The sequence below is a fragment of the Sphingomonas sp. P4_G2 genome (genome assembly GCF_056401155.1).
Genome location: NZ_JBFUJY010000001.1, coordinates 146,845 through 173,053, shown reverse-complemented (window position 1 = coordinate 173,053; position 26,209 = coordinate 146,845). Strand labels below are relative to the sequence as shown.

The following is a 26,209-nucleotide window of genomic DNA, read 5'->3' as shown; positions in this document are numbered from 1 at the left end:
GATGGACGGGTCGCTGCCCGATCGGCTGTCGCGCGCCATCACCATGGCGGGGCCGATCCCATTGTCGCAGTACATGGCAGCGGCCAATGCCGAATATTATGCGACCCGCGACCCGTTGGGATCGGCGGGCGATTTCACCACCGCGCCCGAAGTCAGCCAGATGTTCGGCGAGCTGATCGGACTATGGGCCGCCGATCTGTGGCAGCGCGCAGGCGAGCCTGACATCTATTGGGTCGAACTCGGCCCCGGGCGCGGCACGCTGACCGCCGATGCGATGCGCGCGATGGGCCGGGTCGGGCTCGATCCGCCGGTCCATTTCGTCGAAACCAGCCCGACGCTGCGCGCCCGGCAGCGCGCTGCGGTCCCCTATGCCACCTGGCACGACGATATCACGCAATTGCCCGACGACCGGCCGATCATCGCGGTCGCCAACGAATTCTTCGACGCGCTGCCGATCCGCCAATTGGTCAAGGCGGGCGATGCCTGGCGCGAGCGGTTGGTCGCTTGTCAGGACCTGATGTTCCTGCCGATCGCCGGCAAGGACGTGCCCGCCAGCGTGATCCCGGAAAATTTGCGCGATGCGCCGGTCGGATCGGTGATCGAAACCTCGCCGGCGTCGGTGGCGATTGGTCGCGCGCTGGCGCAGCGCCTGATGCTGCACGGCGGGGCCGCCTTGGTGGTCGATTATGGTTATGACGGTCCGGCAATCGGCGACACGTTGCAGGCGGTGAGCGGACACCAATTCGCCAATCCGTTCGAGGAACCGGGCAGCCGCGACCTGACCGCCCATGTCGATTTCGCCACTCTGGCCGCCGCCGCCGGGATCGAGGGCGTGAGGGTCGACGGCCCGGTCGGGCAAGGCGCATTTCTAACTGCATTGGGGATCGCTCCGCGCGCCGAGGCGCTGGCGCGATCGACGCCAGAAAAGGCCGAGGCGATCGCCGCCGATCGCGCGCGGCTGGTCGAGCACGACCAGATGGGAACATTGTTCAGGGCGATGGCCTGGACCGCGCGCGACTGGCCAATTCCAGCAGGATTCCTATGATCGAATATCGCGATGCTACCCCCGCCGATGGCGACGCGCTTGACGCCATGGCGCAGGCAATTTGGATCGAGACGTTCGCGCACGGCGTCTCGGCCGAGGATGCGGCCACCTATCTCGCCCAGGCCTATGGCCCCAACGGCAAGCTGCTCGCCGATCTGTCGAGCGGCGCGGCACGCTTTCACCTCGCGCTCGTTGACGGCCGGGTGGTCGGCTATGCCAAGGTCAACCCGCCCTGGCTGCCCGATGCCGAGCCCAGCGCGCTGCAATTGAGCCAGATCTATGTCAGCAGCGACCAGCATGGCGCCGGCGTCGGCAAGGCGTTGCTCGACTGGGCGATCGCTACCGCGCGGGCGGAAGGCGCGACGGCGTTGCTGCTGACGGTGTGGGAGGAAAACCACCGCGCGGCCGCTTTCTATCGCAAGCACGGCTTCGACCATATCGGCGACTATGCCTTCGCGGTCGGCACCCAGGTCGACACCGACCATATCATGCGGCTGGCGCTGTGAGCGGGGCGATCACCTATCGCGACGCGACACCCACCGATGGACCGGAACTCGCGGCGATGGCGCGGCGCAGCTTCACCGATACCTTCGGCACGCTCTATCGCCAGCAGGATCTCGCGCAGTTCCTCGATGCGGCGTTCGGATCGGCGGGGTTGCCCGCAGACCTGACCGACCCCGCTTATCGCGTCCGCGTCGCGACCGACAACGACACGATCGTCGGTTATTGCAAGATCGGCCCGGTCACCTTTCCCGGTGACTGGCCGGATAAAGCGATCGAGCTGCACCAACTCTATATCCTTGGCGATCATCACGGCGCGGGCCTGGCGCCGGTGCTGATGGACTGGGCGCTCGATCAGGCGCGGGCGCGCGGCGCCAGCGAGATGATCCTGTCGGTCTATATCGACAATCATCGCGCGCGGCGGTTCTACGAACGCTATGGCTTCGAGGAAATCGGCCAATACAAATTCATGGTCGGCGAACAGGAAGACGACGACCGGCTGATGCGGCTGGCGCTGTGACGGTCGAGATCAATCGCGCTCGCGCGCTCGATGGCGTGGCGCATGGGTTCCTCGGGCGCCGCGGCGGCGTCTCTACCGGCATCACCGCGGGGCTCGATCTCGGCCGGCGCGGGCAAGTCGAAATCGGCCCCGACCTTGCCGAGAATCGCCGCCGTGCGGTCGCCGCGGTGCTGCCGGGCGCCGAGCTCGTCACACTCTATCAGGTCCATTCAGCGGACTGTGTGACGCTCGCCACGACCTGGGACGATACCGATCGGCCGCATGCCGACGCGATGGTGACCGACCGTCCCGGGTTCGCGCTCGGCATCCTGACCGCGGATTGCGCGCCTGTCCTGCTCGCCGATCGCGATGCCGGGATCGTTGGTGCGGCGCATGCCGGATGGAAAGGCGCGATCGGCGGCGTCACCGACGCGGCCGTCGCCGCGATGGAAAAGCTCGGCGCCGACCGCGACCGCATCGTCGCCGCGATCGGCCCGTGCATCGCGCGCGCCAGTTATGAAGTCGACGAGGCGTTCCAGCGCCGCTTCGAGGCCGAGGACCCCGCCAACGAACGCTTCTTCACGTCGGGCCGTGAGGGCCATGCCCAGTTCGACCTGGAAGGCTATGTCGCGCATCGCCTCGCCGCCGCCGGGGTGCCGACCATCGAAATGATGGGGCTCGACACTTATGCCGACGCGGATCGTTTCTACAGCTTCCGCCGCGCGACGCACCGGGGTGAGCCCGATTATGGACGACAGATTTCGATCATCGGGATTTAGTTTCTTCTGAAACCACACGGCGCTACAGCGTCGGCCAAAGGAGTAGATGATGTCCAAGAAGCCGACCCAGACCGAAGCCGATTTGACCGGGGTCGAGGCCCTCGCACCCAAGAAGACCGAGCCGGCATCGATCGGCGGGCGGCAACTCAAGCCATCGACCTTGATGATGGGCCATGGCTATGATCCGACACTGTCCGAAGGATCGCTCAAGCCGCCGATCTTCCTGACCTCGACCTTCGTGTTCCCCAACGCCGCCGCCGGCAAGCGCCATTTCGAGGGCGTGACGGGTAAGCGCCCGGGTGGCGCCGAGGGTTTGGTCTATTCGCGCTTCAACGGCCCAAACCAGGAAATCCTCGAGGATCGCCTGGGCATCTGGGAAGGCGCCGAGGATGCGCTTGCCTTCTCCTCAGGTATGTCGGCAATCGCGACCCTGTTTCTCGCCATGGTCAAGCCCGGCGACACGATCGTCCATTCGGGTCCGCTTTACGCTGCGACCGAGACGCTGATCGCACGCATTCTTGGTCGCTTCGGCGTCCATTGGCTCGACTTCCCGGCCGGCGCGACGCGCGCCGAGATCGACGCGGTGCTGCAAAAGGCGTCGTCGGGCAATGTCCCGCTGATCTATCTCGAAAGCCCGGCCAACCCGACCAACGCTTTGGTCGATGTCGAGGCGGTCGCCGCCAGCCGCGACGCGATCTTCACCGGCGCCAACAAGCCGCCGATCGCGATCGACAATACCTTCCTGGGGCCACTGTGGCACAAGCCGCTCGAACATGGCGCCGACATCGTCGTCTATTCGCTGACCAAATATGCCGGCGGCCATTCGGACCTCGTCGCAGGCGGCGTGCTCGGGTCGAAGGAGCACATCAACACGATCCGATTGATGCGCAACACGATCGGCACGATCTGCGATCCCAACACCGCCTGGATGCTGCTGCGCAGCCTGGAGACGCTCGAACTGCGAATGAGCCGCGCCGGCGAGAATGCCGTCAAGGTCTGCGAATTCCTGCGCGATCATCCCAAGGTCGAGAAGGTCGGCTATCTCGGCTTCCTCAAGGACGGCAAGGACAAGCGCCAGGCGGATATCTACGAGCGGCATTGCTCGGGCGCCGGGTCGACTTTCTCGCTCTACCTCAAGGGCGGCGAGAAAGAGGCATTTGCCTTCCTCGACGCGCTCAAGATCGCCAAGCTGGCGGTCAGCCTGGGTGGGACGGAAACGCTGGCGTCGCATCCCGCCGGAATGACCCATTTGTCGGTGCCCGACGCGCGCAAACAGGCGCTGGGGATTACCGACAATCTGGTCCGCATCTCGATCGGCGTCGAGGATGCCGACGATCTGATCGCCGATTTCGCGGCGGCGCTGGAAACGGTGTGAGCGAACGGCCCGACAGCTACGCACACGTCCAGCCGACTGCGTCGTGACGTACGATCCGGAAGCGATCAGTCCGATCGACCTGCTCGGTCAGTTCACGACCAGTCTGTGGCTGCCGCATTATCGCGCCGGTACTTGGGGCGAATGGTCGCTACGGGTCGCGTTCCTCGCGGCCGGACGTGGATATTGGGGACAAACCTATGCCACGCTGGGCAGTGCGGTGCTCAGCGGCCCCGTCCGCGACGGCGACGCCACCTGGATGTCGATCGTCCCGATGGAGGTCGAAAGCCAGGAAATCGGCATCGCCGCCGCAAGCGGCCATACCGTGGTGCTCGGGCTGGGCATGGGCTGGGCCGCGGCCAATGTGGCGCTGAACCCCAAAGTCGATCGCGTCACCGTGATTGAGCGGGACGCCGACGTGATCGCGCTGATCGCCGAGCAGGGCGTTTTCGACCAGCTTCCCAGCGCCGCCCGCGACAAGGTAACGATCGTCAATGCCGACGCCTTCGACTGGCGCCCCGACGCCGCGGTCGACAGCCTCCAGGCGGACATCTGGGCCAAGATCGTCGAGCCCGGCAAATGGGACGACGTCCACCGCCTTCAGGCCAATATCGGCGCGAGCTCGCTCTATTTCTGGGGACAGGAGATGGAACTCTTTCGTCTCGCCTGTCGCGAGGCTGGCGGGATGCCGACCGACTTTTCCGACGCCGACGTCGAACGCCTGGCGGCGCAAACCGGCCTGCCGCTCGTGTTGTCTCGGGAATCCGGGCTCGCCGCGCGCATCACCGCCGGCGCGCCATGGTGGACGCCCAACAAAGATGGATGGTGGGAGGTGTAGAGTCACTTCTCCCCATTGTGACCTCAAACGCGATTTCGGGTGGCCAACAAACCGGCTATGACCGAGCCCGACTGACCTTGCAGCGGGGGAGTAAGGGCATGGGGAAGCCGTTCAATTTCGTCCAGGCCGCAATCCTGAAGGCGCTGGCCGAAGCACTGTTCCACGATACCGACATGGCGATCCCCTCGAGCCAGGTGGTCGCCAACCTCCAGCGCCAGTTCGCGCTGGTGAAAGGCGGCAAGGCGACCGAGATCGGGCTCAGCCTCTATCTGCTCTGCCTGGTGATGGGCGGGCCGTTGTTCCTGATCCTGAGCCCGGCCTGGCGCGCGCGGCAAGTCGCCAGGCGGCTCGAGCGCACGCGCAACGACCTGATGCAGGATCTCGCCCGCGTGCGGAGCGTGGTTTATGCCGGCTATTACGGCCATTGGCAGGGCGAGACCCAGGACGATAACCGCGACAATCCGGTATTCGCGCAGATCGGCTTTACCCTGCCCGCTCATCGCGATCGCTCGGCGCCGGGCGAAGTGCCGATCACCGATTTTCCCGGCCGCGATTTGACCGATGCCGACATTCTGAAAGAGGCGCCCGACGAAGCCGGGGTGATCGTGATCGGATCGGGTGCCGGCGGCGCGGTCGCCGCAGCGACGCTGGCGACGCAAGGGCACGACGTGCTGGTGGTGGAAGCTGGTCCCTTTTACCCTTCTTCGAAGATCAATCACCGCGAATGGGAAATGACCGCGCGGCTGTTCGTCGATGGCGGCGTGCAGACCAGCCGCGACCATGACGTGGTCGTGTTCCAGGGCCGCGTCGTCGGCGGATCGACCGTGCTCAACAATGGCATCTGCCTGCGCGTCAACCAGCCCGGGCTGACGCACCCGCAAGCGCCCGACATCTTCGCCAAATGGGCCGAGCTCGGCGCGCCGGTCGACCGCGACCGGTTCGATGCCGCTTATCGTGCAGTGGAACAACGCTTGTCGGTCGGTCCGATCGACGCGCGCGCCGGGCGCAATAACGGTCCGCATCTGCAACGAGGCTGGGCGGCACATGCGGCCGCGACCGGTCTCCCAGGCGACCAGTCTTCGCCCACGCCCTGGTTCAGCAAGAATTACGGCCCCGATTCCGCCGGAGCGGCATGCGCCTATTGCGGCTATTGCAACACCGGCTGCCCCTATGGCCGCAAGCAGGGTATGGCGCAGTCCTTCCTGCTCGACGCACGCAGGAGCGGCGCGCATATTTTGGCCGATACCAAGGTCACGGCGATCCGCTGGGAAACCCCGCTCGACTGGGACAAGCGGCGCGCGACCGGAGTGGAGGTCGTGCTGGCCGACGGCCGCAAGCATTTCATCCGCGCGCGTGAAGGCGTGGTGGTCGCGGCCGGCACGATGGCGTCGAGCCGCATCCTCGCGGCGAGCGGGATCGACGGCACCGGCACCGGTATCTCGCTCAACATCGCCTGCCCGGTGGTCGCGCTGATGCCCGGCGAGCAGTCGATGCGCAGCTGGGACGAGGACCAGATGGCGACCTATGTCGATCGCGGCGACTTCCTGCTCGAATCGCATTTCCAGCCGCCGATGAGCATGTCGACCCTGATGCCCGGCTGGTTCGGCGACCATGCCCAGCGGATGCGCAATTACGGCCGGCTGGCGTCGGCCGGCATCCTGATCCCCGCCGATCGCTGCGGCCAGCTGATCGATTCCGGCCTGAGTTTCAAATTGCGCAACGATGTCGAAATTCCGTTGATCAAACGCGCGCTGTCAGCACTGACCAAGGTCCATTTCGCGGCCGGCGCGGAGGAAGTCTATCCGGCGCTCGCGCGCGGTCAGACGCTCAAGCCCGGCGACGATGTCGATGCCTTTTTCGACAGCGCGATCAGCGAGGCCGACGATATTACTCTGTCGAGCTCGCATCCCCAAGGCGGCAATGCCCGTGGCAAGGATCGCGAGCATGGCGTGGTCGACCTCGATTGCCGCGTCCACGGCACCGCCAACGTGCTCGTCACCGATGCCAGCACCTTCGCCAGCTGTATCCGGGTCAATGCACAGCTGACGACGATGGCGATGGCGCATTACGCGACGGCGATCGCACCGTTCTGAGCGTCAGCCGGCCAGTGCGTCGTCGAGCAAACGGAGGTCCCTGCCCTTGGTTTCGCGGCCGAACCAGGCACACAGACCGAGCGCGAGCGCCGTCGGCACGATGATCAGCCCCGCGGTCACGCCCATCGCCGGGACCAAAGCGGTGATGCTGAGCGCCTGAGCCGCGACGCCGCCGCCTTTGGTGCACGCCGCGACCCAGCCGGTGGCGCGACCGCGGACGCGCAGTGGGAAGCTTTCCGCGGTATAAGGCAGCAGAATCGCGATGATCCCGTTCGATCCGACGATGAGCAATGCCACCGGCAGGACCGGGCTGCCGATCCCGGCGAACTCCAGCCGCAGCACGCCGACCAACCCCAACAAAGTGACGCCGATCATCGTGACCAGCGACCATTTGGTGCTCCAGCGGCTGTACATCAGCGCCGCGACGAACACCGTCGGAAAGGCGATCAGCGCCGATTCGGCAAGCAGCTTGCTCGACACCGCGACCGAATATCCCTTGGCGACGAGATCGGCGGGCAACCACAGCAGCAACCCGAAATTGACCAGCCCCCAGGCGATCGCCGCGATCGACAAAGCGGCCAACTTGCCGACCAGCTTGGCCCCGGTCAGCGCATGGCTCACTGTCCCCGCGGGCAGCGGCGGCAGCGCTGCCAGCCGCTTCGCGGTCGAGCCGAACCGCGCCATCACTGTCCGCGCCTCGGCATCACGGCCGCGCGCCAACAGGAACTTGGCCGATTCGGGAATCAAGCCGCCAAGCAGGACGAGGATCAACCCGCTCGGCAAATTGAGCAGCCACAATATCCGCCAGCCGAATTGGGGCTGGAGCAACGCGGACAGCCCGCTCGCGGCGAAATAGCCGCCGACCGCGCCGAGCCCGCCGACCAGCACCAGGCTCCAGCCGCGATGCTTGTTGGGCATCATCTCGGCGAGCAGCGCATAGGTCACCGGCAGCATCCCGCCGGCGGCCGCGCCCATCATGAAGCACATGCCGATATTCCAGGCGAGGCTGGGCATCGCACCGCAGATCGACGTGCCGACGAACATCACCGCCGACAACAGGATCGACGCCTTGCGGCCGTAGATGTCGGCGATCACGCCCCATAGCACCGATCCGGTCACGGTGCCGATCAAGGCGAAGAATGGCACCAGGCTGACCGTCGCTTTGGGCACGCCATATTCGCTGACCATGCCGGGCACGGTGAAGCCCAGCGAGGCAGGCTTCATCACGTCGATGATCAGCGCGATGACCAGCACCAGCATCAACCGCCAATGCGCCCAGCTCAACGGCGCGTCCTCGGGCGCGGAAATCTCGATCGCACCGCTCTCGGCCCGCTGCCTGCCGATGTCGCGCGGCAACAGGCCGTAAGCGGCGACGCCAACACCGGCGATGATCAGCCCCATGCCGAGCACCATGTCCCAGCCCATCGCCATGCCGGCGAGCCGGTAGTGCATCGTCCGGCCCATCAGGAACATCGGGATATGCATGGCCACGCCGGCGGTCACCGCGACGCATCCCAGCACAAACGCCCAGAGCGCCTGGCGGTCGCTGAGCGTCGTGCTGAACCCCCTAACCGTCATGGATCAGCCGTCGCCGACGCGTTCGATATCGGCGCCGACCGCCGACAATTTCTCCTCGAGTCGCTCATAGCCGCGATCGAGGTGATAGACGCGGCTGACCTCGGTCTGGCCGTCGGCGACCAGCCCGGCGATGATCAGGCTCATCGACGCCCGCAGATCGGTCGCCATCACCGGCGCGCCGACCAAATGGTCGACCCCGCGCACGACGGCGGTACGGCCGCGCACCTGGATGTCCGCCCCCATTCGCGCCAGCTCGGGCACGTGCATGTAGCGGTTCTCGAAGATCGTCTCGGTCAGCACGCTGGCGCCGTCGGCCTTGCACAGCATCGCCATGAATTGCGCCTGCATGTCGGTGGCGAAGCCGGGAAACGGGGCGGTCGACAGCGTCAGCGGCTTGAGCTTGCCGTCCGACGATACGAACAGCGAGCTGCCCTTTTCCTCGACCTTGACGCCGGCGTCGATCAAGGCCGCGATGGTCGCGCGCATATCGTCGGCCTTGACCCCGATCAATTCGACGTCGCCGCCGGTGATCGCAGCGGCGCAAGCATAGCTGCCGGCCTCGATGCGGTCGGGCATCACGCGATAGGTGGCGCCGTGCAAACGGTCGACGCCTTCGATCTCCAGCCGCTCGGTCCCGACGCCGGAAATCGACGCGCCCATCGCGAGCAGCAGATTGCACAAATCGACGATCTCGGGCTCGCGTGCCGCATTCTCGATCACCGTACCGCCCTTGGCGAGCACCGCCGCCATCACCGCATTCTCGGTCGCGCCGACCGACACGATCGGGAAGGCGACGCGACCGCCCGGCAGGCGCCCGCCTGGCGCGATCGCCTTGACATAGCCGGCGGCGAGTTCGATCCGCGCGCCCATCGCCTCGAGCGCCTTGAGGTGGAGGTCGATCGGGCGGTTGCCGATCGAGCAACCACCAGGCAGCGACACCGTCGCCTCGCCCGCGCGGGCGACCAGCGGGCCCAGCACCAGGATCGACGCGCGCATCTTGCGCACGATGTCGTACGGCGCCTCGGTCGAGGTCAGCCGCCCGGCGCGCATCGTCATGACGCGGCCGAAATCGCTCGGCCGCGCGCCTTCGATCTCGGTCGACACGCCGAGTTGGTTGAGCAGATGCCCGAAGCTGTCGACATCGGCGAGCCGCGGCAAATTGCGCAGCGTCACCGGCTCCTCGGTCAGCAATGCACACGGCATCAGCGTCAACGCCGAATTCTTGGCGCCCGAAATCGGCAGTTTGCCCGTCAGGCGATTACCGCCGCGAATGAGGATACGGTCCATCCAAAGGCTTCTATCGCCCGCCGCACCACAAGCAAGCGTAACGCGTCTCTTGTGTTTCAGCGGAGCTGAAACGGTTGCCGCACCGGCCCGCTCCCCCACCCGACCGCCCAACAGCGTATTCTATGGGTGGTCGGGTGGGGGCGCATTGGATCTGCCATGCCCCCGGCATTGGGTGAACAGCGCGGGGCGCTGTTCACCCAATGCGGGCCGGTGCCAACTCAGCGAAGCTGCAAACAACGCCACCACACCCATTGATCGACTTTAATGCACAGGTCCGCGCGCGCTGCTCTGTAGCCTCCAAGGTCCGGGGGAGTTTGCGTCGACGTGTCAGGCAGTTGTTTCGCCGAAAGATTGGGCGATCTGGTTACTCTTACTCCGGCAGAACATGCGGCGCTCGAGCGGCTGGAGGAGCGCGAGCGACCGGTCCGGCGGGGTGCCACAATCCAGCGAGAAAATGATCGCGCCGGCGAGATGTTCATCGTTCGCAAGGGTATGCTGATGTCGTCGATGCTGCTCGACGACGGCAGCCGCCAAATCCTGCGGTTCTTGTTCCCCGGCGATGTGATCGCGCTGTCGAGCCTGGTCTATCGCGAGACGCCCGAGACGCTCACCGCGCTGAGCGACGCGGTCGTCGCGCCGTTCGAGCGATCGATGTTGAGCGACGTCATCGCGGCGCATCCGCGACTCGCGGCGCTGCTGCTGGTCTATAGCCAGATCGAGCGCGCGGCGCTGACCGACCGGCTTGCGGCGCTCGGCCGCACCTCGGCCAAGACCCGTGTCGCCGCGATGCTGATCGATATGCGCAACCGCCTGCGCGCGGGTGACAAGTCGATCACCGACACTTTCACGATCGGCCTGACCCAGGAAGAGATCGGCGACGCGACCGGCCTGACCGCGGTCCATGTCAACCGCATGCTGCGTCAGATCGAGGAAGAAGGGCTGATCGCGCGCGTGAACGGGCGTGTCACCTTCACCAACGAACGCGGGCTGCTGCGCGCGGCCAATTATATCGACCGCTATGAGGGTCTCGACCTGAGCTGGCTGCCGGCACCGCGTTAGAGCTCGGAGGGGGCGTCGGGGGGATGGGCAACCGTTCCCCCGACGTTAATTGGGTGCCCCGCCCCTAGCCCTAGCCGTCACCCCGGCCTTGTGCCGGGGTCCACTCCTCCTCACGCCCCTGGCGCTTGCGGCTCGGTGGATGCCGGCACAAGGCCGGCATGACGGAGGGCGCTATCGCAACGTCGTGCTGTCCAGATTGACCTTGTCCGCCGGGATCACCTCGACATTCGGATATTTCTTGCGGAGATCGTCGAGGAACAATTTCGCGTCACCAACGACGATGACGCTGGCGTCGGTCGGATCGAGCAGCCGTTGCGCGACACGCTGCACCTCCGCCGCATCGACGCCTTCGATCTTGGGCGTGAACGCCTTGAGTTCAGACAGGGGCACGTTCTCGACGACATAATCGCCCAGCACGCCGGCAATCCCCCCGGTCGTTTCGGTATCGCGGCCGAAATCGCCGATCAGCACCGCCTTGCGCGAGGCGAGTTCGTCATTCGGCACCGGCGCCGATCCCATCCCCTTCATCGTGTCGATGATCAGCCCGACCACTTCGGGCGCCGAGGGGTTCTTGGTCTGGGTGTTGGCCGCGACATAGCCGGGCTGGCGCCGCGCCGCGATGCCGCTGCCCGCGCCATAAGCGAGGCCGCGCTTGATGCGGATTTCCTGGTTGAGCCGCGACGAGAAACCGACGCCCAAAGTGGCATTGGCGACGCTCGCCGCGTAGAAATCCGGGTCGCTGCGGGCAATGCCTGGGCGGGCAACGACGACCCCAGCCTGGCCGGCATTGGGCATATCGACGACGATGATCCGCGGCGTTGCGGTGGCGGAATCGGTCTTGGGCGCGGCGACCGGCGCGGCCTTAGCCTGCCAGCTGCCGAAATTGGCCTCGACGAGCGCCTTCGCCGCCGCCGGCGTGATGTCGCCGACCATCACCATGGTCGCGCGCGCCGGCGCCCAGGTGCGCGCATAGGCGGTCTGCACTTCGCTTCGCGTGATCGCCTTGAGCGAGGTCGGCGTACCCGCGATGGGATGACCATAAGGCCCGCCGCCCATTACCGTCCGCGCCGCGACCAAAGAGGCGAGCCGGCCCGGATTCTTGAGCTGGACCTGGACGCTGTCGATCGTCTGCGCGCGATCGCGTTCGAGTTCCTCGGCCGTGAAGACCGGATTGCGCGCGACGTCGGCGAGCACTGCCATCGCCGGAGCGATCTGGTCGGACTTGACCTGCAGCGTCACCGCCGCCGCATCCCAGGCGACGGCCGAGCTGATCGATCCGCCGAGCTTCTCGACCTCATTGGCGATCTGCGTCGCCGAGCGCGTCTTGGTCCCCTTGGTCATCAAATCGGCGGCCAGGCTGTTGAGCCCGGCGCGGTCGGCCGGGTCCGCGGCGCCGCCGCCATTGGCGAGGACCTGCGTGGTGATCAGCGGCAGATCGTGCTTTTCGACCACGATCAGCTTCATGCCGTTGGCCAAAGTCGCCGTCACCGGCGCCGGCAGTGCCGCGACCACCGGCTTGGCCGGCGCGGGCACGGCGACGCGGTCGGCATCGCTCGCCGGCTTGACGACCTCGACATTGCCCGGCGTCTTCAGCTCGGCGACCTCGACCGTATCGGCGACCGCGATCTTGTCGCCCTTCGTCCCGTCCTTGGGCGCCATTTCGGCGGGCATATAGTTGATCATCGCCGAGCCATTGTCGGTCAGATATTTGCGCGCGACACGCTGGATGTCGGCGGCAGTCACCTTGCCGATCGCGGCAAGCTGCTTGTCGGCGGCGGCGGGATCGCCGTCGATGATCACCGATCGCGCGATCGTCGACGCCTTGCCATCGGCGGTCTCACGGCTCTCGATCGTCGCGGTGATCAGCTGATTCTTGGCGCGGGTCAGCTCGGCCGGGGTGACTAAGGTGTCGCGCGCGCGGGCGACCTCGGCACGTAACGCCTTCTCGCCATCGGCGACGCTCTTGCCGTCAGCCATCGTCGCGGTGACGACGAACGAGCCGGTGCCCTGTTTGGTATCGAGGAAAGTATTGGCCGATTGCGCGAGCTGATCGCGATAGACCAGGTCCTGATATAGCCGCGAGCTATCGCCGCGCGACAGGATCGCGTCGAGCAGAGTCAGTGCCGGGATGTCGGCATTGTTGTCCGACGGCACCTGATAGCTGATCAGTACCGCAGGCAGCGGCGTGTTGGCCTCATAGACCGTATAGCGGGTAGGCGTGGTGCGCGGGGGCTCGGCGACGGTCACGCGCGGGATCGGGCGGTCGGTCTTCTTGATCCCCGCGAAATATTTGTCGACCCATCGATCGAGCTCGGCGGGATCGAAATTGCCCGCCACCACCAGTACCGCATTGTCGGGGCGGTAATAGGTCGCGTGGAACGCCCGAACGTCGTCGATCGTCGCAGCTTCGAGATTCTCCAGGCTGCCGATCCCGGGTCGCGCATAGGGATGCACGCGGTAACTGATCTCGGGATAGTAGATCGAATAGAGCTTGCCGTACGGCGTCGCCAAGGTGCGGAGGCGAAGCTCTTCCTTCACCACGTCGCGCTCGGAGGCGTAGCTGACCGGTTCGACCACCAGGCTCGCCATGCGATCCGCCTCGGCGAACAGCAGCCGCTCGAGATGGTTGGCCGGGACGACCTCGAAATAATTGGTGTAATCGTCGTTGGTCGAGGCGTTGTTATAGCCGCCGACATCCTCGGTCAGGCGGTCGAAATTCTCCGATTTCAGATTCTTCGTCGCCTTGAACATCAGATGTTCGAACATGTGCGCGAAGCCCGATTTGCCCTTGGGATCGTCCTTCGAGCCGACATCGTACCAGACCTGCACCGAGACATTGGCGGTCTTGGTGTCGCGGATCGCATAGACGCGCAGGCCATTGGCAAGCGTGCGGACGGTATAGGCGATCGGCTTGACCGCCGTCGCACTGGTGGCCGCCGCCGTTTTTGGAGCGAGCTTCCGGGCGGGCGTGGCGGCGGTGGCGGCGACGGGAATCAGGGCGGCGCCCATTAACAGGGCGGCACGAGTCAGACGCATTCAATTCTCCGCAAAGGAGGTGAGGATGACGCCGATGTGTCGCGCTAAAACACCGCGAGTCAATCGCCCGCCGAACCTGGCTCCGCCCGCCGCCATCGCCGACGAACAATCGTCAGCGATCAGACGGGAGAAGTCTTCAACGCTTCTTGTTGCGATTGGCGTAGAGCACTGCCGCGGCGATCGCCGCCGATCCGACACCCGCGCCCAGTGCCGCCAGGCCCCATTTGCTGAGCTTGGCCGGCTCGGGCGTGCCCTCGGCGCCTTTCTGGCGCTCCTTGGCAATCCGCGCCGCGGCCATGATCTCATTCTCTTCTTCGGGCTTGTCGCTCACGCTCACTCTCCTCGACCCTGTCCGTAGCGTGCCCGGAATCCGCTCGCAAATGCGTTGAGCGTTCCAGCGGCAATCGCTGCGCGCAAGTCCGCCATCAACGCCTGATAGAACCAAATGTTGTGCTCGGTCATCAACATCGCGCCCAGAATCTCGCCGGCGCGCACCAGATGGTGGAGATAGGCGCGTTCCCAGGTGGCGCAGACCGGGCAGCCACATTCGGGATCGAGCGGCCCCTGATCCTCGCCGAACTTCGCGTTGCGGATGTTGATCGGACCGGTCCGTGTGAACGCCTGGCCGGTGCGGCCCGAGCGCGTCGGCAGCACGCAGTCGAACATGTCGACCCCGCGCTCGACCGCACCGACGATGTCGTCCGGTTTGCCCACCCCCATCAGGTAACGCGGCTTATCGGCGGGAAGCTGGCTCGGCGCGAAATCGAGACAGCCGAACATCGCCGCCTGCCCTTCTCCCACCGCAAGCCCACCGATCGCATAGCCGTCAAACCCGATCTCGGTCAGCGCCGCCGCGCTTTCGCCACGCAATTGCTCGTTCAGCGCGCCCTGCTGAATGCCGAATTGCGCTGCGTTCTCGGCATGTTCGCCGCCGCCAAGGAATGCCTCGCGCGAGCGCCGCGCCCAGCGCATCGACCGTGCCATCGCCGCCGCCTGCACCTCGGCCGTCGAGGTCGTCGGCACCAATTCGTCGAACGCCATGACGATGTCTGATCCGAGCAGCCGCTGGATCTCCATCGAGCGCTCGGGACTCATCAGGTGCCGTGTGCCGTCGAGATGGCTCTTGAACTCGACTCCATTCTCGTCCCGCTTGGTGAGTTCGGACAGGCTCATCACCTGATAGCCGCCGCTGTCGGTCAGGATAGGCCGGTCCCAGCCCATGAAATGATGCAATCCGCCCAGCCGCGCGACGCGCTCGGCGGTCGGGCGCAGCATCAGATGATAGGTGTTGCCCAGGATGATGTCGGCGCCGGCGGCCCGGACATCGCCCGGCTTCATCGCCTTGACCGTCGCGGCGGTGCCGACCGGCATGAAGGCAGGCGTGCGGATCGTGCCGCGGCGCATCGCGATCTCGCCGGTGCGCGCCTTGCCGTCGGTGGCGTGGATGGTGAAGTCGAAGCGGGGAGTCATGCGGGAGCCAGTTCGTCGAGAAGGTCGAGGAAAACGCGATCGGCGACGCGGCGTCGTTCTTCCGGCGAGACCGGATCGACGGCAATCGGCGGATCGGCGGCAAGCGCTGCATCGATCAGCGCAGCGATCGCGGGTGGCACCGGCCCTCCTCCTAGCTCGGCGGTGACCGACTTGCGTTCGATCAGCGAATCGATCTCGGCACGGAGCGCCAGGGGCAGATCGATCGCAGCGAGCGACTGCGTGAACGCCATCGGTGCCACGACCTCGCCGGGATGGCGGTCGAGCCAAGTCATCGCAACGACTGGACGCAACGCATAAAGGAGCTTCTTGAGCGGGACATCGTGCGTTTCGCGATCGAGCGGCACCCAAGACGCTTTGGCCAGATTGTAATAATGCCGTCGGACCGCGGCCCGATCGGTCACATCACGCGCCAGATCCAGCAGGCGGTTGGCGATACGCTGGTCGAATCGATAGCGGATCGGCGAGGTCAGCCATTCGATCGCAACAGCATTGCCCCTGACCATCAGCTTGATAAGCTTGCCAAGATCCCAACCGCCGACATCATAGATCGCATCAAGGGGCGTCTCGATCACATCGCGTGGTTGCCAGAGCGAACGATAATCGTCCTGGCTCCGCACAAACACAAACCGACAGTCATAGTCGCTGTCGGGCGACGGGAAACCCCAGGCACGACTGCCGCTCTCGATCGCTATCGGGATATGGACAAGTTCGTCGCGCTCCGCCTCGGAGAGGCGCGCATCGATGCCCGCGACGATCTCAGGATCGAAACTATCGGGAATAGAGCGCTGGGGAGACATCGCCGTCGCTCTAGCGGCGGGGTCTGCGGTTTGTCGACCTCAGGTCAGATAGTCGACCACCTCTTGCGGTGTCGCGAACGTCTTGTCGGGCTTCATCGCCAACAGCATTTCGGGATTGGCATAGCCCCATAACACCGCGCCGGCGCCGATCCCGACTGCGCGCGCGGCATCGACGTCGCGAGTTTCGTCGCCGATCGACAAGATCGCGCTGGGCGGGAGCCCACTTGCCTTGATCGCCTGGCGGAATTTGCGCACTTTGCCGAAGAGGCCCGAGCCGCAGAAGAAGCGCTCGATCCTGGCGCAATCCTCCAGTCCCAGGACTGCGCGGACATTGGCTTCCGAATTGGACGAACAGACGAACATCCGGACGTTCGTCTCGCTGATCGCCTTCAGCATGTCGCGGATGCCGTCGAACAGCTGGATTTCATCCGTATGCCGACCGAATCGCGCGCGGACGTGGCGCGCGATCAGCGGCAATTTCCAGCGCGAGATGCCAAGATGGTCGATCACTTCGCGCGTCGTGCGCTTGCGCAATCCCTCTACCTCGTCGGGATGGACGCTGCGGAACCGGAAGCGTTCGGCGAGATCGTCGACGATCGACAGGAACCAGTGGCCGCTGTCGGACAGCGTCCCGTCGAAATCGAAAATGACCAGCTGATATGGATGCCGAGCGGCCACCACGATTACCCGCCTCGTTTCCCGCGCTTCCCGCCATCGCCCATCGGGAAGGCGCGGATCGTCAGCAGTTCGGCGCGAGTCAGGACGCCATCCTTGTCCTTGTCGAGCCGGGTGAAGATCTGGTCGAACTTCGCCTGGAGTTCGGCCAGCGTGATCTGGTTGTCGCTGTCGCTGTCGGTCTCGTACGCGCCGGGCAGCGCGTTGGGATCGCCGAGCCATTTCTGCGCCCAGTCGGAAAAGGCGATATAGCCGAGCTTGCCGGTATTGGCCGTGTCGATCGCGGCGAAACTCCTCGCCACACCCTTGCGCATCTCGTCGCGCGTCACGCGGCCATCGCCGTCCGTGTCGAACGCGGCGATCATCATCGCCACCGGCTCGACCACCAGGATCGGCGGCGCGGCGATCGATACCGGCGCGCCTTTCTTGCTGCCGAGCGGTACGGGCACGCGATTATCGTTCTGCGCGGCGGCTGGGCTCGACAAGCCGATCGCCACCAGGGCGGAGGCAAGCACGAAAGTCCGAGGAGCCAGGGCAAAGCCGCGGCGGATGGCTGGCGTAAAGCGATTCGGCGGCATGAGACAGGCTGTGCCCCAGCGGGCCGGGCTCGGCAACAGCCACTGACTGGCGATGTGCTGCGTTACTGCATCGGAACCGATGCCCCGGCATAGGGATCATAGGGCGCCGGCGTCTTGCTCGGCTGGACGTGTGGAGGCGGCGGCGGCGGAGGTGCGGCGACGACTACCGGCGGCGGGTCATACCCCCCGACGCCGCTGGCCGCATAACGCAGTCCGTTGACGATGGTCGACGCGCCGAACAGGATGAAGCAGCCGAGGATGACGGTCGCACCATGGCGGATATTGACTCGCCCGGTCAGCATCCCGAACCCGATCGCCGCGATCGCGATCACCGCGATCGACGTCGCCGCCGTGCCGAGCAGCACATCCTGCAGCCAGGATATCGCCGCGACGAGCACGCTGGACCCGGCGGGGGAATCGGCGAGCGAAATCGGGGCGTAGGATAGGATCACATCCGGATTTTATGCCGAAGGCGCGGAAAGGAACAGCGCGCATTGTGCCGCATTCAGTCGCGAAAGCTCGATCGCGATCGCGCCGACTGGAAACAGGCTCGCCCACCCCAACCTTGGCAGGATTTCGGAGCCATGCTTAAGAGCGCGATAACCAACTCATATTAGACTGCCCCAGTCGTAGGGGGCGTGAGTTGGACGTAGCCGGCAGGAAATTCGATGGGTTGCTCGGCCCGCTGCTGACCCTGATCGGTCTGGCGGCGACTGGCGCCGCGCTTGTCGTCGTCTCGCTGGTGCATCGCGTCGACAGCAACGATACCGCCACCATGCACACGTTGGTGTCCGGCGCCGTCAAGCGCGAGACGCGGAGCCTGGCCGACTCGACATCGACTACTGCTCATTGGGACGACGCCGTCGATCACCTCTATGGCCGCGTCGATGCGGAATGGGCCCGCACCAACCTTTCCTATCCGATGCACAGTTACATCATCGACGATCAGGGTAACACGCTCTGGGCTTGCCCGCCCAACGGCAAGGGGAAGCCGGTGCCGCTTGCCGGCGCGATCGGCAGCACCCTTGCCGCCCTGATGTCGCGCCTTCCGCACAGCCAGCGCATAGCCGAAAGGATGACCACCGGCACTGCCTTCCCGGTTCGTTTTCAGGGTCGACCGGCGGTGATTTCGGGCATGCCGATCCTGCCTCTTTTGCGGCCCAGGCAAGTGGAGCGACTGCGCTATTTGGTGCTAGTGCGCGAGCTGGATAGCCGAGTGCTGTCAGCATGGGGTGACGCCTATGGCCTGACCAGCATCGGCTGGTCGTCCATGACGGGCGATGCGCCCAATAGGCTAATGGTGCGCGATGCCGCTAATGTGCCGATCGGGACGATAACCTGGCCGCTGGCCACCGCCGGGCAGGACGCGCTACGTGGCATCCTGCCTATACTGCTCGCGGTCGGCGGCGCGTTCGCGCTGACCTCCGCCTGGTTGTTGCGGCTGATCCTCCGGTCGCGCCGACGCCTGGAGGACAGCATGCGCGCCGCGCAAGCCGAGGCAAGCCGCGCCGAACGCAGCGCCGCCGAAACGGCCAACGCGCTCCGCCAGGCCGAGGAAGCGAGAGTTCGCGCCGATCGGCTCGCCGCCCACGCGGTCGAGGAACAAGCGCGCCACGAGGTCCAGCTGCGCGAAAGCCAGCGCGACGTCGCGGAAGAATTGCGCCGCTCGCTGGCCAGCCTCGTCACCGATCTGATCGATTCCGCCGGCGCGCTGGAACGCAGCGCCGACACAATGCTTTCCGTCATCGCCGACCAGCAGGCGCAAACCGGTGCAATCCGCGATCGCTCGCACGAGGCGAGCCGCGCGACGCAATCCATCTCCGATACGCTGACCGAGCTTTCCTCCTCGATCGGCGAGATCGGCACGGCTTCCGAGCGGGCACGCGTCGCCGTCAACGATGCAAGCCAGCAATCCGCCCGAGCGCGGAGCACCAATGGCAACCTCGTCCGCAACGTCGATCTGATCCGCGAGGCGGCCGAGCTGATCGCCCAGATCGCCGGCCAGACCAACCTGTTGGCGCTCAACGCCACTATCGAGGCGGCGCGCGCCGGCGAGGCAGGGCGGGGCTTCGCCGTGGTAGCGGGCGAAGTAAAGGGACTCGCCAAGCAGGTCGGCGACACGACGTCGGCGATCAAGGGGCGCGTCGATGGCGTCTCCTCGGCGGTGCGCGAGACAGTCGCGCTGGTCGATCAGGTGGACGGCATCATGGGCGCCTTGCTCGACGCCGTCGGAAAGGCGGCGACGACTGCCCACCAGCAGCATCAGGCGGTGGGCGCGATCCAGCGCAACTCGATCGGCATTGCCGACAATGTCCGCACTTCCGAAGAAGCGATCACGGCAATCTCCGCCGCGCTGGATCAGGTGGCCGACACTGCCGGCTCGACCCGGGTGATCGGACTCGCGGTCCGGAGGCATGCCGAAAAGCTTGACGCCCGCTTCGCCGCCCTGGTCGAACGGCTGGAGGCCGCCGCCTAGGGATCGTCGGTCGGAGTCATTGCGCAGGGTCCGGATAATCCAGGTCAAGCTGGACCGCCCGATTCGCATCGGCGTCAGCGCCGCGCCGGTTGCCCTGTTCGCGCCGCAGGACGCTGCGATTGTAATAGCCGCGCGCCGCATAGGGCGCATATTTGATCGCGAGATCGAGATCGGCGGCGGCGCGCGCCGGCTCTCCCTGGCGCTGATAGGCCAGTCCCCGGTTGAGATATGCGAAGGCGAATCTGGGCTTGAGGGCGATGGCCTGATCGAACGCGGCGATCGCGCCGTCCAAGTCTCCACGCCAGGCAAGCGCCAGACCATTGGCAAGCCGCGCCGCCGCCTCGCCCGCCGGTCCCTTCGCACCAATGCCAAGCACGCTCTTGCAGCCGCGCAGGCTTTCCTCGGGATCGATCACCGTGCAGGCATTCCAATCGCCACGCGCGGCATAGGCATTCGGACGCCTTCGCGCACCCGTTACCACGACGTCGCGAGGCCCTTCATCTTCATCAGCCTTCTTGCTTGCCATACTGACCGGACTCGCGGACTCGATCGCTTTCGGCTGCGCCACGCGCCCGGCAGCAGCGACCGGACTCTCGTCAGCTGGCGGAGCCGGTGCCGCGCTCCGTGGCGCGAACTGCATCGGCGGTGGTGCCATGGCTGCGGGGGGCGCAGGCGACGGCGGAGGTGGCGGCGAGGCGGACCGTGCCAGGTCCTCGGAGGCGCGACGATCAGCACCGCCGGCCAAGGTGACCGGGGCAGCCGGAGCGGTCGGCTTTTGGATTGGCGGCTCCGGCTTGACGGCAGGCGTCGACTCTTTGGCTGCACTGGTCGCCGGCGGTTTTGAAACGCCGGGGCGATCAGGCGCCGGCGCCGAGCGCGGCGCGATGTCGGCCGGGGGCTGCTCGACCTTGCCGGGCTGCAGACCACCGGGCCGGTTGAGCGCGATCGACAGGCTGATCCCGGCGACGAGGATGATCGAGGCGAACGCACCGATCTGCTTGCCGGACACCCATCGCGTTGGACGCCGAGCGGGAGCAGCGGCGGGCGTCGGATCGGAGACGCCGTCGAAGCGACGCATCGCAGCCGTGATCGCCGCATCGCGCGCGGCGGGCCGCGGCGGTGGCGAGTCGGGGAGCAGGCGGGCGAGATCGCTGTCGTCGGCCATTCAACGCCCCCAAATGACGAACCGGCAATGGCCGGCGCCGCTGAGGCAAGGAAGGCGGGAAACGGACATCGATCGGTCTATAACGGCAATCTTTGCCCGGTCTAAGCCATGATCGCGAACGGCGATGCGGGACGCCGCAACCGCAGCGTCCCGTTCCACATCATTGCCCGGTCGCCGCAATGCCGTTGGCAATTCGGGCGGTGCGGACGAGCTGGATGAACTCGGTCCGATAGCCGAATTCGTCCTTGCCCTTGGCGCCGCTCGCCATGCGCAGGACGTCGTCATAGCTGAGCGCGCCGTTATAGCGCCCGCCGCGGAGCAATTCGGCGAAACCGGCGACGGCGGTGGCGAAGCGCGCATCCTGCGGCGCGTCTTCGAACCGCGCGAACTGGACGCGCCGATCGATCGGCGTCGACAATAACAGGCTCGCGTCCGACTTGGGCAGCTTGTAGCGGATCTTCACGAAGCCGAGTTCGCCGCTTAATCCCGCCGCGGCAACCGGGGCCGGCGCGGCATAGCGCAAATCGCCATTCGCCCGCGGCCCGCCGACCGGCACGACCTCGTACAACGCCGTCACGGTCTGGCCCGACCCAACATCGCCGGCATCGACCTTGTCATTGTCGAAATCCTCGCGCTTGAGCATCCGCGTCTCGTAACCGATCAGGCGATATTCGGCGACGGTGCGGGGATTGAACTCGACCTGGATCTTCACGTCCTTGGCGATCGGGAACAGGGTCGAGGTCGCCTCGTCGACCAAGGTCTTCCGCGCTTCGTTGACCGTGTCGATATAGGCAGCGGTGCCGTTGCCGTTCTGCGCCAGCGTCTGCATCATCGCGTCGTTGTAATTGCCCATGCCGAAGCCGAGCACCGACAGGAACACGCCCTTGCCGCGCTCGCGCTCGATATAGCCCTTGAGCTCGTCCTGATTGGTGATGCCGACGTTGAAGTCGCCGTCGGTGGTCAGGATCACGCGGTTGACGCCCTTGGCATCGAAATGCTGCTCGGCCAGCCGATAGGCCTGGCGGATACCCTCGGCACCGGCGGTGCTGCCGCCCGCGCCCAGCCCCTCGATCACGGCCTTGATCCTGGCCTTCTCGCTGGCCGGCGTCGGCTCGAGCGCGGTACCGGCGCTGCCGGCATAAGTGACGATCGCAACGCTGTCGTTGCCGTCGAGCTGATCGAGCAGCATTTCGAGCGATTGCTTGACCAGCGGCAGCTTGTTGGGCGCGTACATCGATCCCGACGTGTCGATCAGGAATACCAGGTTCGCGCGCGGCCGCGTCCTGCGCCCGATCTCATAGCCCTTCACGCCGATCCGGACGAGCTTGCGGCCGGGCGTCCAGGGACTCGGGAATACCGCGACATTGGTGCTGAACGGCTGCGACGCGCCGGCCGCGGGCGCATAGTCATAAGGGAAGTAATTGACCATCTCCTCGGTCCGCACCGCCGCTGGCTGCGGCAGCGTGTTCTGGTTGAGCGAGGCACGGACGAACGAATAGGAGGCGGTGTCGACATCGAGCGAGAAGGTCGAGACCGGCTCTTCCTTGACGATCTTGAACGCATTCTGGTCGACGCTGGTGAACTTGTCGCGGCCGACATCCTGATAATAAGGGGGATAAGGCCGCGGCTCCGGCGCTGCGCGCTTGGCAAGCCGACTGGTGGTCATCACGGGCGACGGCACCGAGGGCTGCTGCGGGGACGATAGCGATGGCGGCGGTGCGGGCGGAGCTGGCGGGGCGAAGGTCGATATTCGCGACGCTCTGTCCGTCGGCGCATTGGCGATGCTCTGTCCGGTGACGACGATCTCAGCGGCGCCTTCATCCGCTTTGGCCTCCCCTTTTGCGTCCGACGCGGATGTGAGGCGGGTGTCAGATCCGGCGCAGGACGCGAGCAATGTCAGAGCCAGCCCGGTGGCGACTGCCCGATACAGATGGGACATATCATTCTCCCTTGGTTGCAGCGGGCAGGATCGTCCGCATTCCCCTTCGACGCGGCTCGGCGGGGATTCCTTGGACAAGGGTCGAGATTTTTTTCGCGCGCCTCTTGCCAGGCGTCAGGCTTCGGCGGCCTCCTTCCCGGCGAGCATCCGCCGCGCTTCGTGCATCCGCCACGACACGGTGGTCTCGGCCACCCCCAGGATCGCCGCAGCTTCGGCATGCGACAACTGCTGTCCGGCGACCAGCACCACCGTGTCGCGATACGCGGGCGGCAGGCCGGCGATCGCGCTCTTCACCCACATCGCGTCATGCAGATCGCGGCCGTCGGGACCCCGCGCCAGCCCCGCCAGCACCGCAAGGCGCGCGGCGAACCCGCCCAGGGATTTGCGGCGGCGATGAAAGTCGCGGCACGCATTGAAGACAATGCCGCACAGCCAGGTGGTGAACTTGGCCTCGCCGCGAAACGATCCGATCCGCTCGACCAGCGCGCAACACACGTCCTGCGCGATATCGTCGGCATCGGCGCGCGTCCCGGTCAATTGCCAGGCCAGGCCGTGAATGCGGTCATAATGACGTTCGAGCAGCGCGCTGAATGCCGCGCGGTCACCGGCAACCGCGCCGGCCACCAAGTCTGCGTCAGGATCATCGCCGCGACCGGCCATGGGTCAGCGGCTACCGCAGCGGCGAGATGGTTTCCCGGACCAAGGCGACGCCATTTCCCCCGACATGACTTGCTTTGTGCCTCATTCGCGCCGCCGATGCCATCGCTCCGATAGGTCCAACCGCACGGCAACAGCACCGTCACGGCAACAGCAGTGAGGCATCCCCGTACGAATAGAAGCGGTAGCCGTTCTCGATCGCGTGCGCGTACGCCGCCTGCATGCGCTCCAGCCCCATCAACGCCGAAACCAGCATGAACAGGGTCGACTTCGGCAAATGGAAGTTGGTCATCAGCCCGTCGACCCCGCGGATTCGAACTCCCGGGGTGATGAAGATCGCGGTGTCGCCCTCGAACGGGTGAACCCGGCCCGCTTCATCCGCCGCGCTCTCGATCAGGCGGAGGCTGGTGGTACCGACCGCGATGACGCGGCCGCCGGCGGCGCGGGTCGCGTTGATGCGATCGGCGGTGGCGGCGTCGATGCGGCCCCATTCGGCGTGCATCTTGTGCTCATCGGTGTCCTCGACCTTGACCGGCAGAAACGTGCCCGCGCCGACATGAAGCGTCAGCGTAACGTGCCCGACGCCTGCCGCCTCCAGCGCCGCCATCAGGCCGGGCGTGAAGTGCAACGCGGCCGTCGGCGCCGCGACCGCGCCGGGCTCGTTCGCGAACATCGTCTGATAATCGTCGGCGTCGCGCGCATCGGTCGGGCGGCGCGCGGCGATGTACGGCGGGAGCGGCATCCGGCCGGCGCGGTCGAGCAGCAATTCGACGGGCTCGTCGCCGGCGAAATCGAGCACGAAGCTGCCATCCGCGGCACGGTCCGTTGCGATCGCGGTGACGCCCGCGCCGAAATCGATCGTCTCGCCGTCGCGCAGTCGCTTGGCGTTGCGTATGAAGGCGCGCCAGCGCCGTGGGCCTTCACGCTTGTGCAGCGTCGCGCCGATCCGCGCTTCTCCGCGCACGCCTTCGAGCTGCGCCGGGATCACCCGCGTATCGTTGAACACCAGCACGTCGCCGCGCCGCAGCTCGCCCGTTAGGTCGCTGACTAGCCGGTCGCGGGTCACCCCGTCAGGTCCCGCACCATCGAGCACGAGCATCCGCGCCGCGTCGCGCGGACTGGCCGGGCGCAGCGCGATCCGCTCGGGCGGCAGGTCGAAGTCGAACAGGTCGACGTCCACGCCGCCCTCGCGTCAGTTGGTCGTGATTACTTCTTGGCCGGAGCCGGCGTCGGCGCTGGCGTCGTTGCTGCCGGTGCTTTCTCAGCCGGCACCTTGGCCGCAGGCGCCTTCTTGCCCGGTGCCGGGGTCGGCGTTGTCAGCGTCGGCGCGGGCGCCAGCAGGGGGGCCGGCGGCGGCGGAGGAGGCGGTGGCGCGCTATAAGGCGGCGGGTTGTCCGCGGCGACATAGGCATGGAAGATCGTCGACGGGTTCGCCGGCGGCTCGCCACGCTCGACCGCGTCGACATATTCCATCCCGGAGATGACACGACCGAAGACGGTGTACTTCTTGTCGAGCGCCAGCTTGGGCAGGAACACGATGAAGAACTGGCTGTTGGCGCTGTTCTCCGCCTTGGTCTTGTCCTCGGGCGAGGCGTCGGGCGCCGCACCCTCGCGCGCCGCCGCCACCGCGCCGCGCACGTGCGGCAGATAGTTGAACTCGGCGGGCAGGTCGGGAAGCGTCGAGCCGCCGGTGCCGTCGCCTTTGGGATCGCCGGTCTGCGCCATGAAACCGTCGATCACGCGGTGGAATTTGAGGCCGTCATAGAAATGCTGGCGAGTCAGCGTCTTCACCCGCTCGACCATCTTGGGCGCGACATCGGGCCGCAGCCAGATCACCACGCGGCCGCCGGTCGACAAATCGAGATAGAGCAGATTTTCCTTGTCGGTCATCGGCGGCGGAGCGAGCCGCGGTGCCGCCGGCGGAGTCGGAGGTGCCTTCTGCTTCTTGGCAGCGATCGAAGGACTGCCGGCGATCGCGACACTCATCATCGCAATCAGGCCGAAAAAGAAACGCATGGGCACTCCGGAAAAGACGGTCATTCGGTGTGGGGGCTTAGAGCAATTATCGCCAAGCGCCAATGCGCAGTGCGTGCGGCTTTTTTGAGGCAGGTTTTGGTGCCGTCGCCGGCGACATGGCTCGAAGAATGACTCGCACAAAGACACGAAGACGCGAAGATTGGTCCGCTTAGGGCACGGGCACCGGGCAGTGGGCAGTGGGGGCTGTGGGGCAATCTGCCGCCCAAAAGGGAGCCCAACCAACCTCTGCGCGCTCTACGCCTATGCGCGAACCAATTCTTCCCTACTTTGCGCCTTCGTGTCTTTGTGCGAGCAAAATCACTGCCGA

At 66.0% G+C, this 26,209-nt stretch carries 23 protein-coding genes; 9 read left to right on the top strand and 14 right to left on the bottom strand.

The genetic code is table 11. The annotated features are described in order from the left end of the window. Window position 1 precedes the first annotated feature (1 nt). From AC1DRD_RS00810 to AC1DRD_RS00780, 7 genes are all read left to right on the top strand, one after another. A complete protein-coding gene (locus tag AC1DRD_RS00810; RefSeq protein ID WP_478039596.1) occupies window positions 2–1,045 on the top strand; it encodes a class I SAM-dependent methyltransferase in 1,044 nt (347 codons plus the stop codon). Then, window positions 1,042–1,551: an N-acetyltransferase family protein gene (locus tag AC1DRD_RS00805; RefSeq protein ID WP_478039594.1), complete on the top strand. Its 510-nt coding sequence runs from the start codon at window positions 1,042–1,044 to the stop codon at window positions 1,549–1,551. The genes AC1DRD_RS00810 and AC1DRD_RS00805 overlap by 4 nt, the downstream gene beginning before the upstream one ends. Then, on the top strand, window positions 1,548–2,066 hold the full coding sequence (locus AC1DRD_RS00800; RefSeq protein WP_478039592.1) for an N-acetyltransferase family protein: 519 nt from the start codon (window positions 1,548–1,550) through the stop codon (window positions 2,064–2,066). Before AC1DRD_RS00805 ends, AC1DRD_RS00800 begins: the two co-directional genes overlap by 4 nt. Continuing rightward, complete coding sequence (gene pgeF / locus AC1DRD_RS00795; protein WP_478039590.1) at window positions 2,063–2,824, top strand: peptidoglycan editing factor PgeF; 762 nt, start codon at window positions 2,063–2,065, stop codon at window positions 2,822–2,824. Before AC1DRD_RS00800 ends, pgeF begins: the two co-directional genes overlap by 4 nt. Before the next feature lie 49 nt (window positions 2,825–2,873). After that, entirely contained in the window at window positions 2,874–4,199 is a 1,326-nt protein-coding gene (locus tag AC1DRD_RS00790; protein WP_478030497.1) for a cystathionine gamma-synthase family protein, read from the top strand. Between the two features lie 43 nt (window positions 4,200–4,242). Beyond that, on the top strand, window positions 4,243–5,034 hold the full coding sequence (locus AC1DRD_RS00785; RefSeq protein WP_478039589.1) for a hypothetical protein: 792 nt from the start codon (window positions 4,243–4,245) through the stop codon (window positions 5,032–5,034). A 98-nt stretch (window positions 5,035–5,132) separates the two neighbouring features. Next, window positions 5,133–7,127, top strand: a complete 1,995-nt coding sequence (locus tag AC1DRD_RS00780; protein ID WP_478039587.1) for a GMC family oxidoreductase N-terminal domain-containing protein — start codon at window positions 5,133–5,135, stop codon at window positions 7,125–7,127. A 3-nt stretch (window positions 7,128–7,130) separates the two neighbouring features. Here the strand turns inward: AC1DRD_RS00780 and AC1DRD_RS00775 are convergent, their stop codons facing one another. Together AC1DRD_RS00775 and murA are read right to left on the bottom strand one after the other, a co-directional pair. Continuing rightward, a complete protein-coding gene (locus tag AC1DRD_RS00775) occupies window positions 7,131–8,705 on the bottom strand; it encodes an MFS transporter (RefSeq protein ID WP_478039585.1) in 1,575 nt (524 codons plus the stop codon). A gap of 3 nt (window positions 8,706–8,708) precedes the next feature. After that, window positions 8,709–9,992, bottom strand: coding sequence for a UDP-N-acetylglucosamine 1-carboxyvinyltransferase (murA, locus tag AC1DRD_RS00770; RefSeq protein WP_478030503.1), 1,284 nt, complete (start codon window positions 9,990–9,992; stop codon window positions 8,709–8,711). A 360-nt stretch (window positions 9,993–10,352) separates the two neighbouring features. Between murA and AC1DRD_RS00765 the strand changes: the two genes are divergently transcribed. Then, entirely contained in the window at window positions 10,353–11,051 is a 699-nt protein-coding gene (locus tag AC1DRD_RS00765) for a Crp/Fnr family transcriptional regulator (RefSeq protein WP_478031357.1), read from the top strand. A 171-nt stretch (window positions 11,052–11,222) separates the two neighbouring features. Here the strand turns inward: AC1DRD_RS00765 and AC1DRD_RS00760 are convergent, their stop codons facing one another. From AC1DRD_RS00760 to AC1DRD_RS00730, 7 genes are all read right to left on the bottom strand, one after another. Continuing rightward, a complete protein-coding gene (locus AC1DRD_RS00760; protein ID WP_478039583.1) occupies window positions 11,223–14,087 on the bottom strand; it encodes a M16 family metallopeptidase in 2,865 nt (954 codons plus the stop codon). Window positions 14,088–14,223: 136 nt separating this feature from the next. Then, window positions 14,224–14,418, bottom strand: coding sequence for a hypothetical protein (locus tag AC1DRD_RS00755; RefSeq protein ID WP_478039582.1), 195 nt, complete (start codon window positions 14,416–14,418; stop codon window positions 14,224–14,226). 2 nt (window positions 14,419–14,420) lie between these two features. Beyond that, on the bottom strand, window positions 14,421–15,557 hold the full coding sequence (tgt, locus tag AC1DRD_RS00750; RefSeq protein WP_478039580.1) for a tRNA guanosine(34) transglycosylase Tgt: 1,137 nt from the start codon (window positions 15,555–15,557) through the stop codon (window positions 14,421–14,423). Further along, window positions 15,554–16,375, bottom strand: coding sequence for a nucleotidyltransferase domain-containing protein (locus tag AC1DRD_RS00745; protein WP_478039579.1), 822 nt, complete (start codon window positions 16,373–16,375; stop codon window positions 15,554–15,556). Before AC1DRD_RS00745 ends, tgt begins: the two co-directional genes overlap by 4 nt. 39 nt (window positions 16,376–16,414) lie before the next feature. Further along, entirely contained in the window at window positions 16,415–17,056 is a 642-nt protein-coding gene (locus AC1DRD_RS00740; protein ID WP_478039577.1) for an HAD hydrolase-like protein, read from the bottom strand. 2 nt (window positions 17,057–17,058) lie between these two features. Continuing rightward, a complete protein-coding gene (locus AC1DRD_RS00735) occupies window positions 17,059–17,565 on the bottom strand; it encodes an EF-hand domain-containing protein (protein ID WP_478039575.1) in 507 nt (168 codons plus the stop codon). A gap of 125 nt (window positions 17,566–17,690) precedes the next feature. Next, on the bottom strand, window positions 17,691–18,080 hold the full coding sequence (locus AC1DRD_RS00730) for a TrbC/VirB2 family protein (protein ID WP_478039573.1): 390 nt from the start codon (window positions 18,078–18,080) through the stop codon (window positions 17,691–17,693). Between the two features lie 191 nt (window positions 18,081–18,271). On the opposite strand from AC1DRD_RS00730, the gene AC1DRD_RS00725 reads away from it, so the two are divergent. Next, entirely contained in the window at window positions 18,272–20,104 is a 1,833-nt protein-coding gene (locus AC1DRD_RS00725; protein WP_478039571.1) for a methyl-accepting chemotaxis protein, read from the top strand. A 16-nt stretch (window positions 20,105–20,120) separates the two neighbouring features. On the opposite strand, the gene AC1DRD_RS00720 is transcribed toward AC1DRD_RS00725, so the two are convergent. The 5 genes from AC1DRD_RS00720 to AC1DRD_RS00700 all read right to left on the bottom strand — a co-directional run bounded on the left by AC1DRD_RS00720 (window position 20,121) and on the right by AC1DRD_RS00700 (window position 25,881). Next, window positions 20,121–21,269, bottom strand: coding sequence for a tetratricopeptide repeat protein (locus tag AC1DRD_RS00720; RefSeq protein WP_478039570.1), 1,149 nt, complete (start codon window positions 21,267–21,269; stop codon window positions 20,121–20,123). A 160-nt stretch (window positions 21,270–21,429) separates the two neighbouring features. After that, window positions 21,430–23,208, bottom strand: a complete 1,779-nt coding sequence (locus AC1DRD_RS00715; protein ID WP_478039568.1) for a vWA domain-containing protein — start codon at window positions 23,206–23,208, stop codon at window positions 21,430–21,432. Between the two features lie 114 nt (window positions 23,209–23,322). Continuing rightward, complete coding sequence (locus AC1DRD_RS00710; RefSeq protein ID WP_478039566.1) at window positions 23,323–23,832, bottom strand: RNA polymerase sigma factor; 510 nt, start codon at window positions 23,830–23,832, stop codon at window positions 23,323–23,325. 175 nt (window positions 23,833–24,007) lie between these two features. After that, the gene (gene queA, locus AC1DRD_RS00705) at window positions 24,008–25,045 is read right to left on the bottom strand and encodes a tRNA preQ1(34) S-adenosylmethionine ribosyltransferase-isomerase QueA (RefSeq protein ID WP_478039564.1); all 1,038 of its coding nucleotides are present in this window, start codon (window positions 25,043–25,045) and stop codon (window positions 24,008–24,010) included. 26 nt (window positions 25,046–25,071) lie between these two features. Further along, a complete protein-coding gene (locus AC1DRD_RS00700; protein ID WP_478039562.1) occupies window positions 25,072–25,881 on the bottom strand; it encodes a peptidylprolyl isomerase in 810 nt (269 codons plus the stop codon). Window positions 25,882–26,209 lie beyond the last annotated feature (328 nt).

Excerpts from the sequence above, each read along its gene's own strand:
- AC1DRD_RS00775 (WP_478039585.1), bottom strand. The coding sequence starts at position 8,705 with ATGACGGTTAGGGGGTTCAGCACGACGCTCAGCGACCGCCAGGCGCTC.
- AC1DRD_RS00810 (WP_478039596.1), top strand. The coding sequence starts at position 2 with ATGGACGGGTCGCTGCCCGATCGGCTGTCGCGCGCCATCACCATGGCG.
- AC1DRD_RS00715 (WP_478039568.1), bottom strand. The coding sequence starts at position 23,208 with ATGTCCCATCTGTATCGGGCAGTCGCCACCGGGCTGGCTCTGACATTG.
- AC1DRD_RS00760 (WP_478039583.1), bottom strand. The coding sequence starts at position 14,087 with ATGCGTCTGACTCGTGCCGCCCTGTTAATGGGCGCCGCCCTGATTCCC.
- murA (WP_478030503.1), bottom strand. The coding sequence starts at position 9,992 with ATGGACCGTATCCTCATTCGCGGCGGTAATCGCCTGACGGGCAAACTG.
- tgt (WP_478039580.1), bottom strand. The coding sequence starts at position 15,557 with ATGACTCCCCGCTTCGACTTCACCATCCACGCCACCGACGGCAAGGCG.
- AC1DRD_RS00780 (WP_478039587.1), top strand. The coding sequence starts at position 5,133 with ATGGGGAAGCCGTTCAATTTCGTCCAGGCCGCAATCCTGAAGGCGCTG.
- AC1DRD_RS00745 (WP_478039579.1), bottom strand. The coding sequence starts at position 16,375 with ATGTCTCCCCAGCGCTCTATTCCCGATAGTTTCGATCCTGAGATCGTC.
- AC1DRD_RS00790 (WP_478030497.1), top strand. The coding sequence starts at position 2,874 with ATGTCCAAGAAGCCGACCCAGACCGAAGCCGATTTGACCGGGGTCGAG.
- AC1DRD_RS00805 (WP_478039594.1), top strand. The coding sequence starts at position 1,042 with ATGATCGAATATCGCGATGCTACCCCCGCCGATGGCGACGCGCTTGAC.
- AC1DRD_RS00700 (WP_478039562.1), bottom strand. The coding sequence starts at position 25,881 with ATGCGTTTCTTTTTCGGCCTGATTGCGATGATGAGTGTCGCGATCGCC.
- AC1DRD_RS00720 (WP_478039570.1), bottom strand. The coding sequence starts at position 21,269 with ATGGCCGACGACAGCGATCTCGCCCGCCTGCTCCCCGACTCGCCACCG.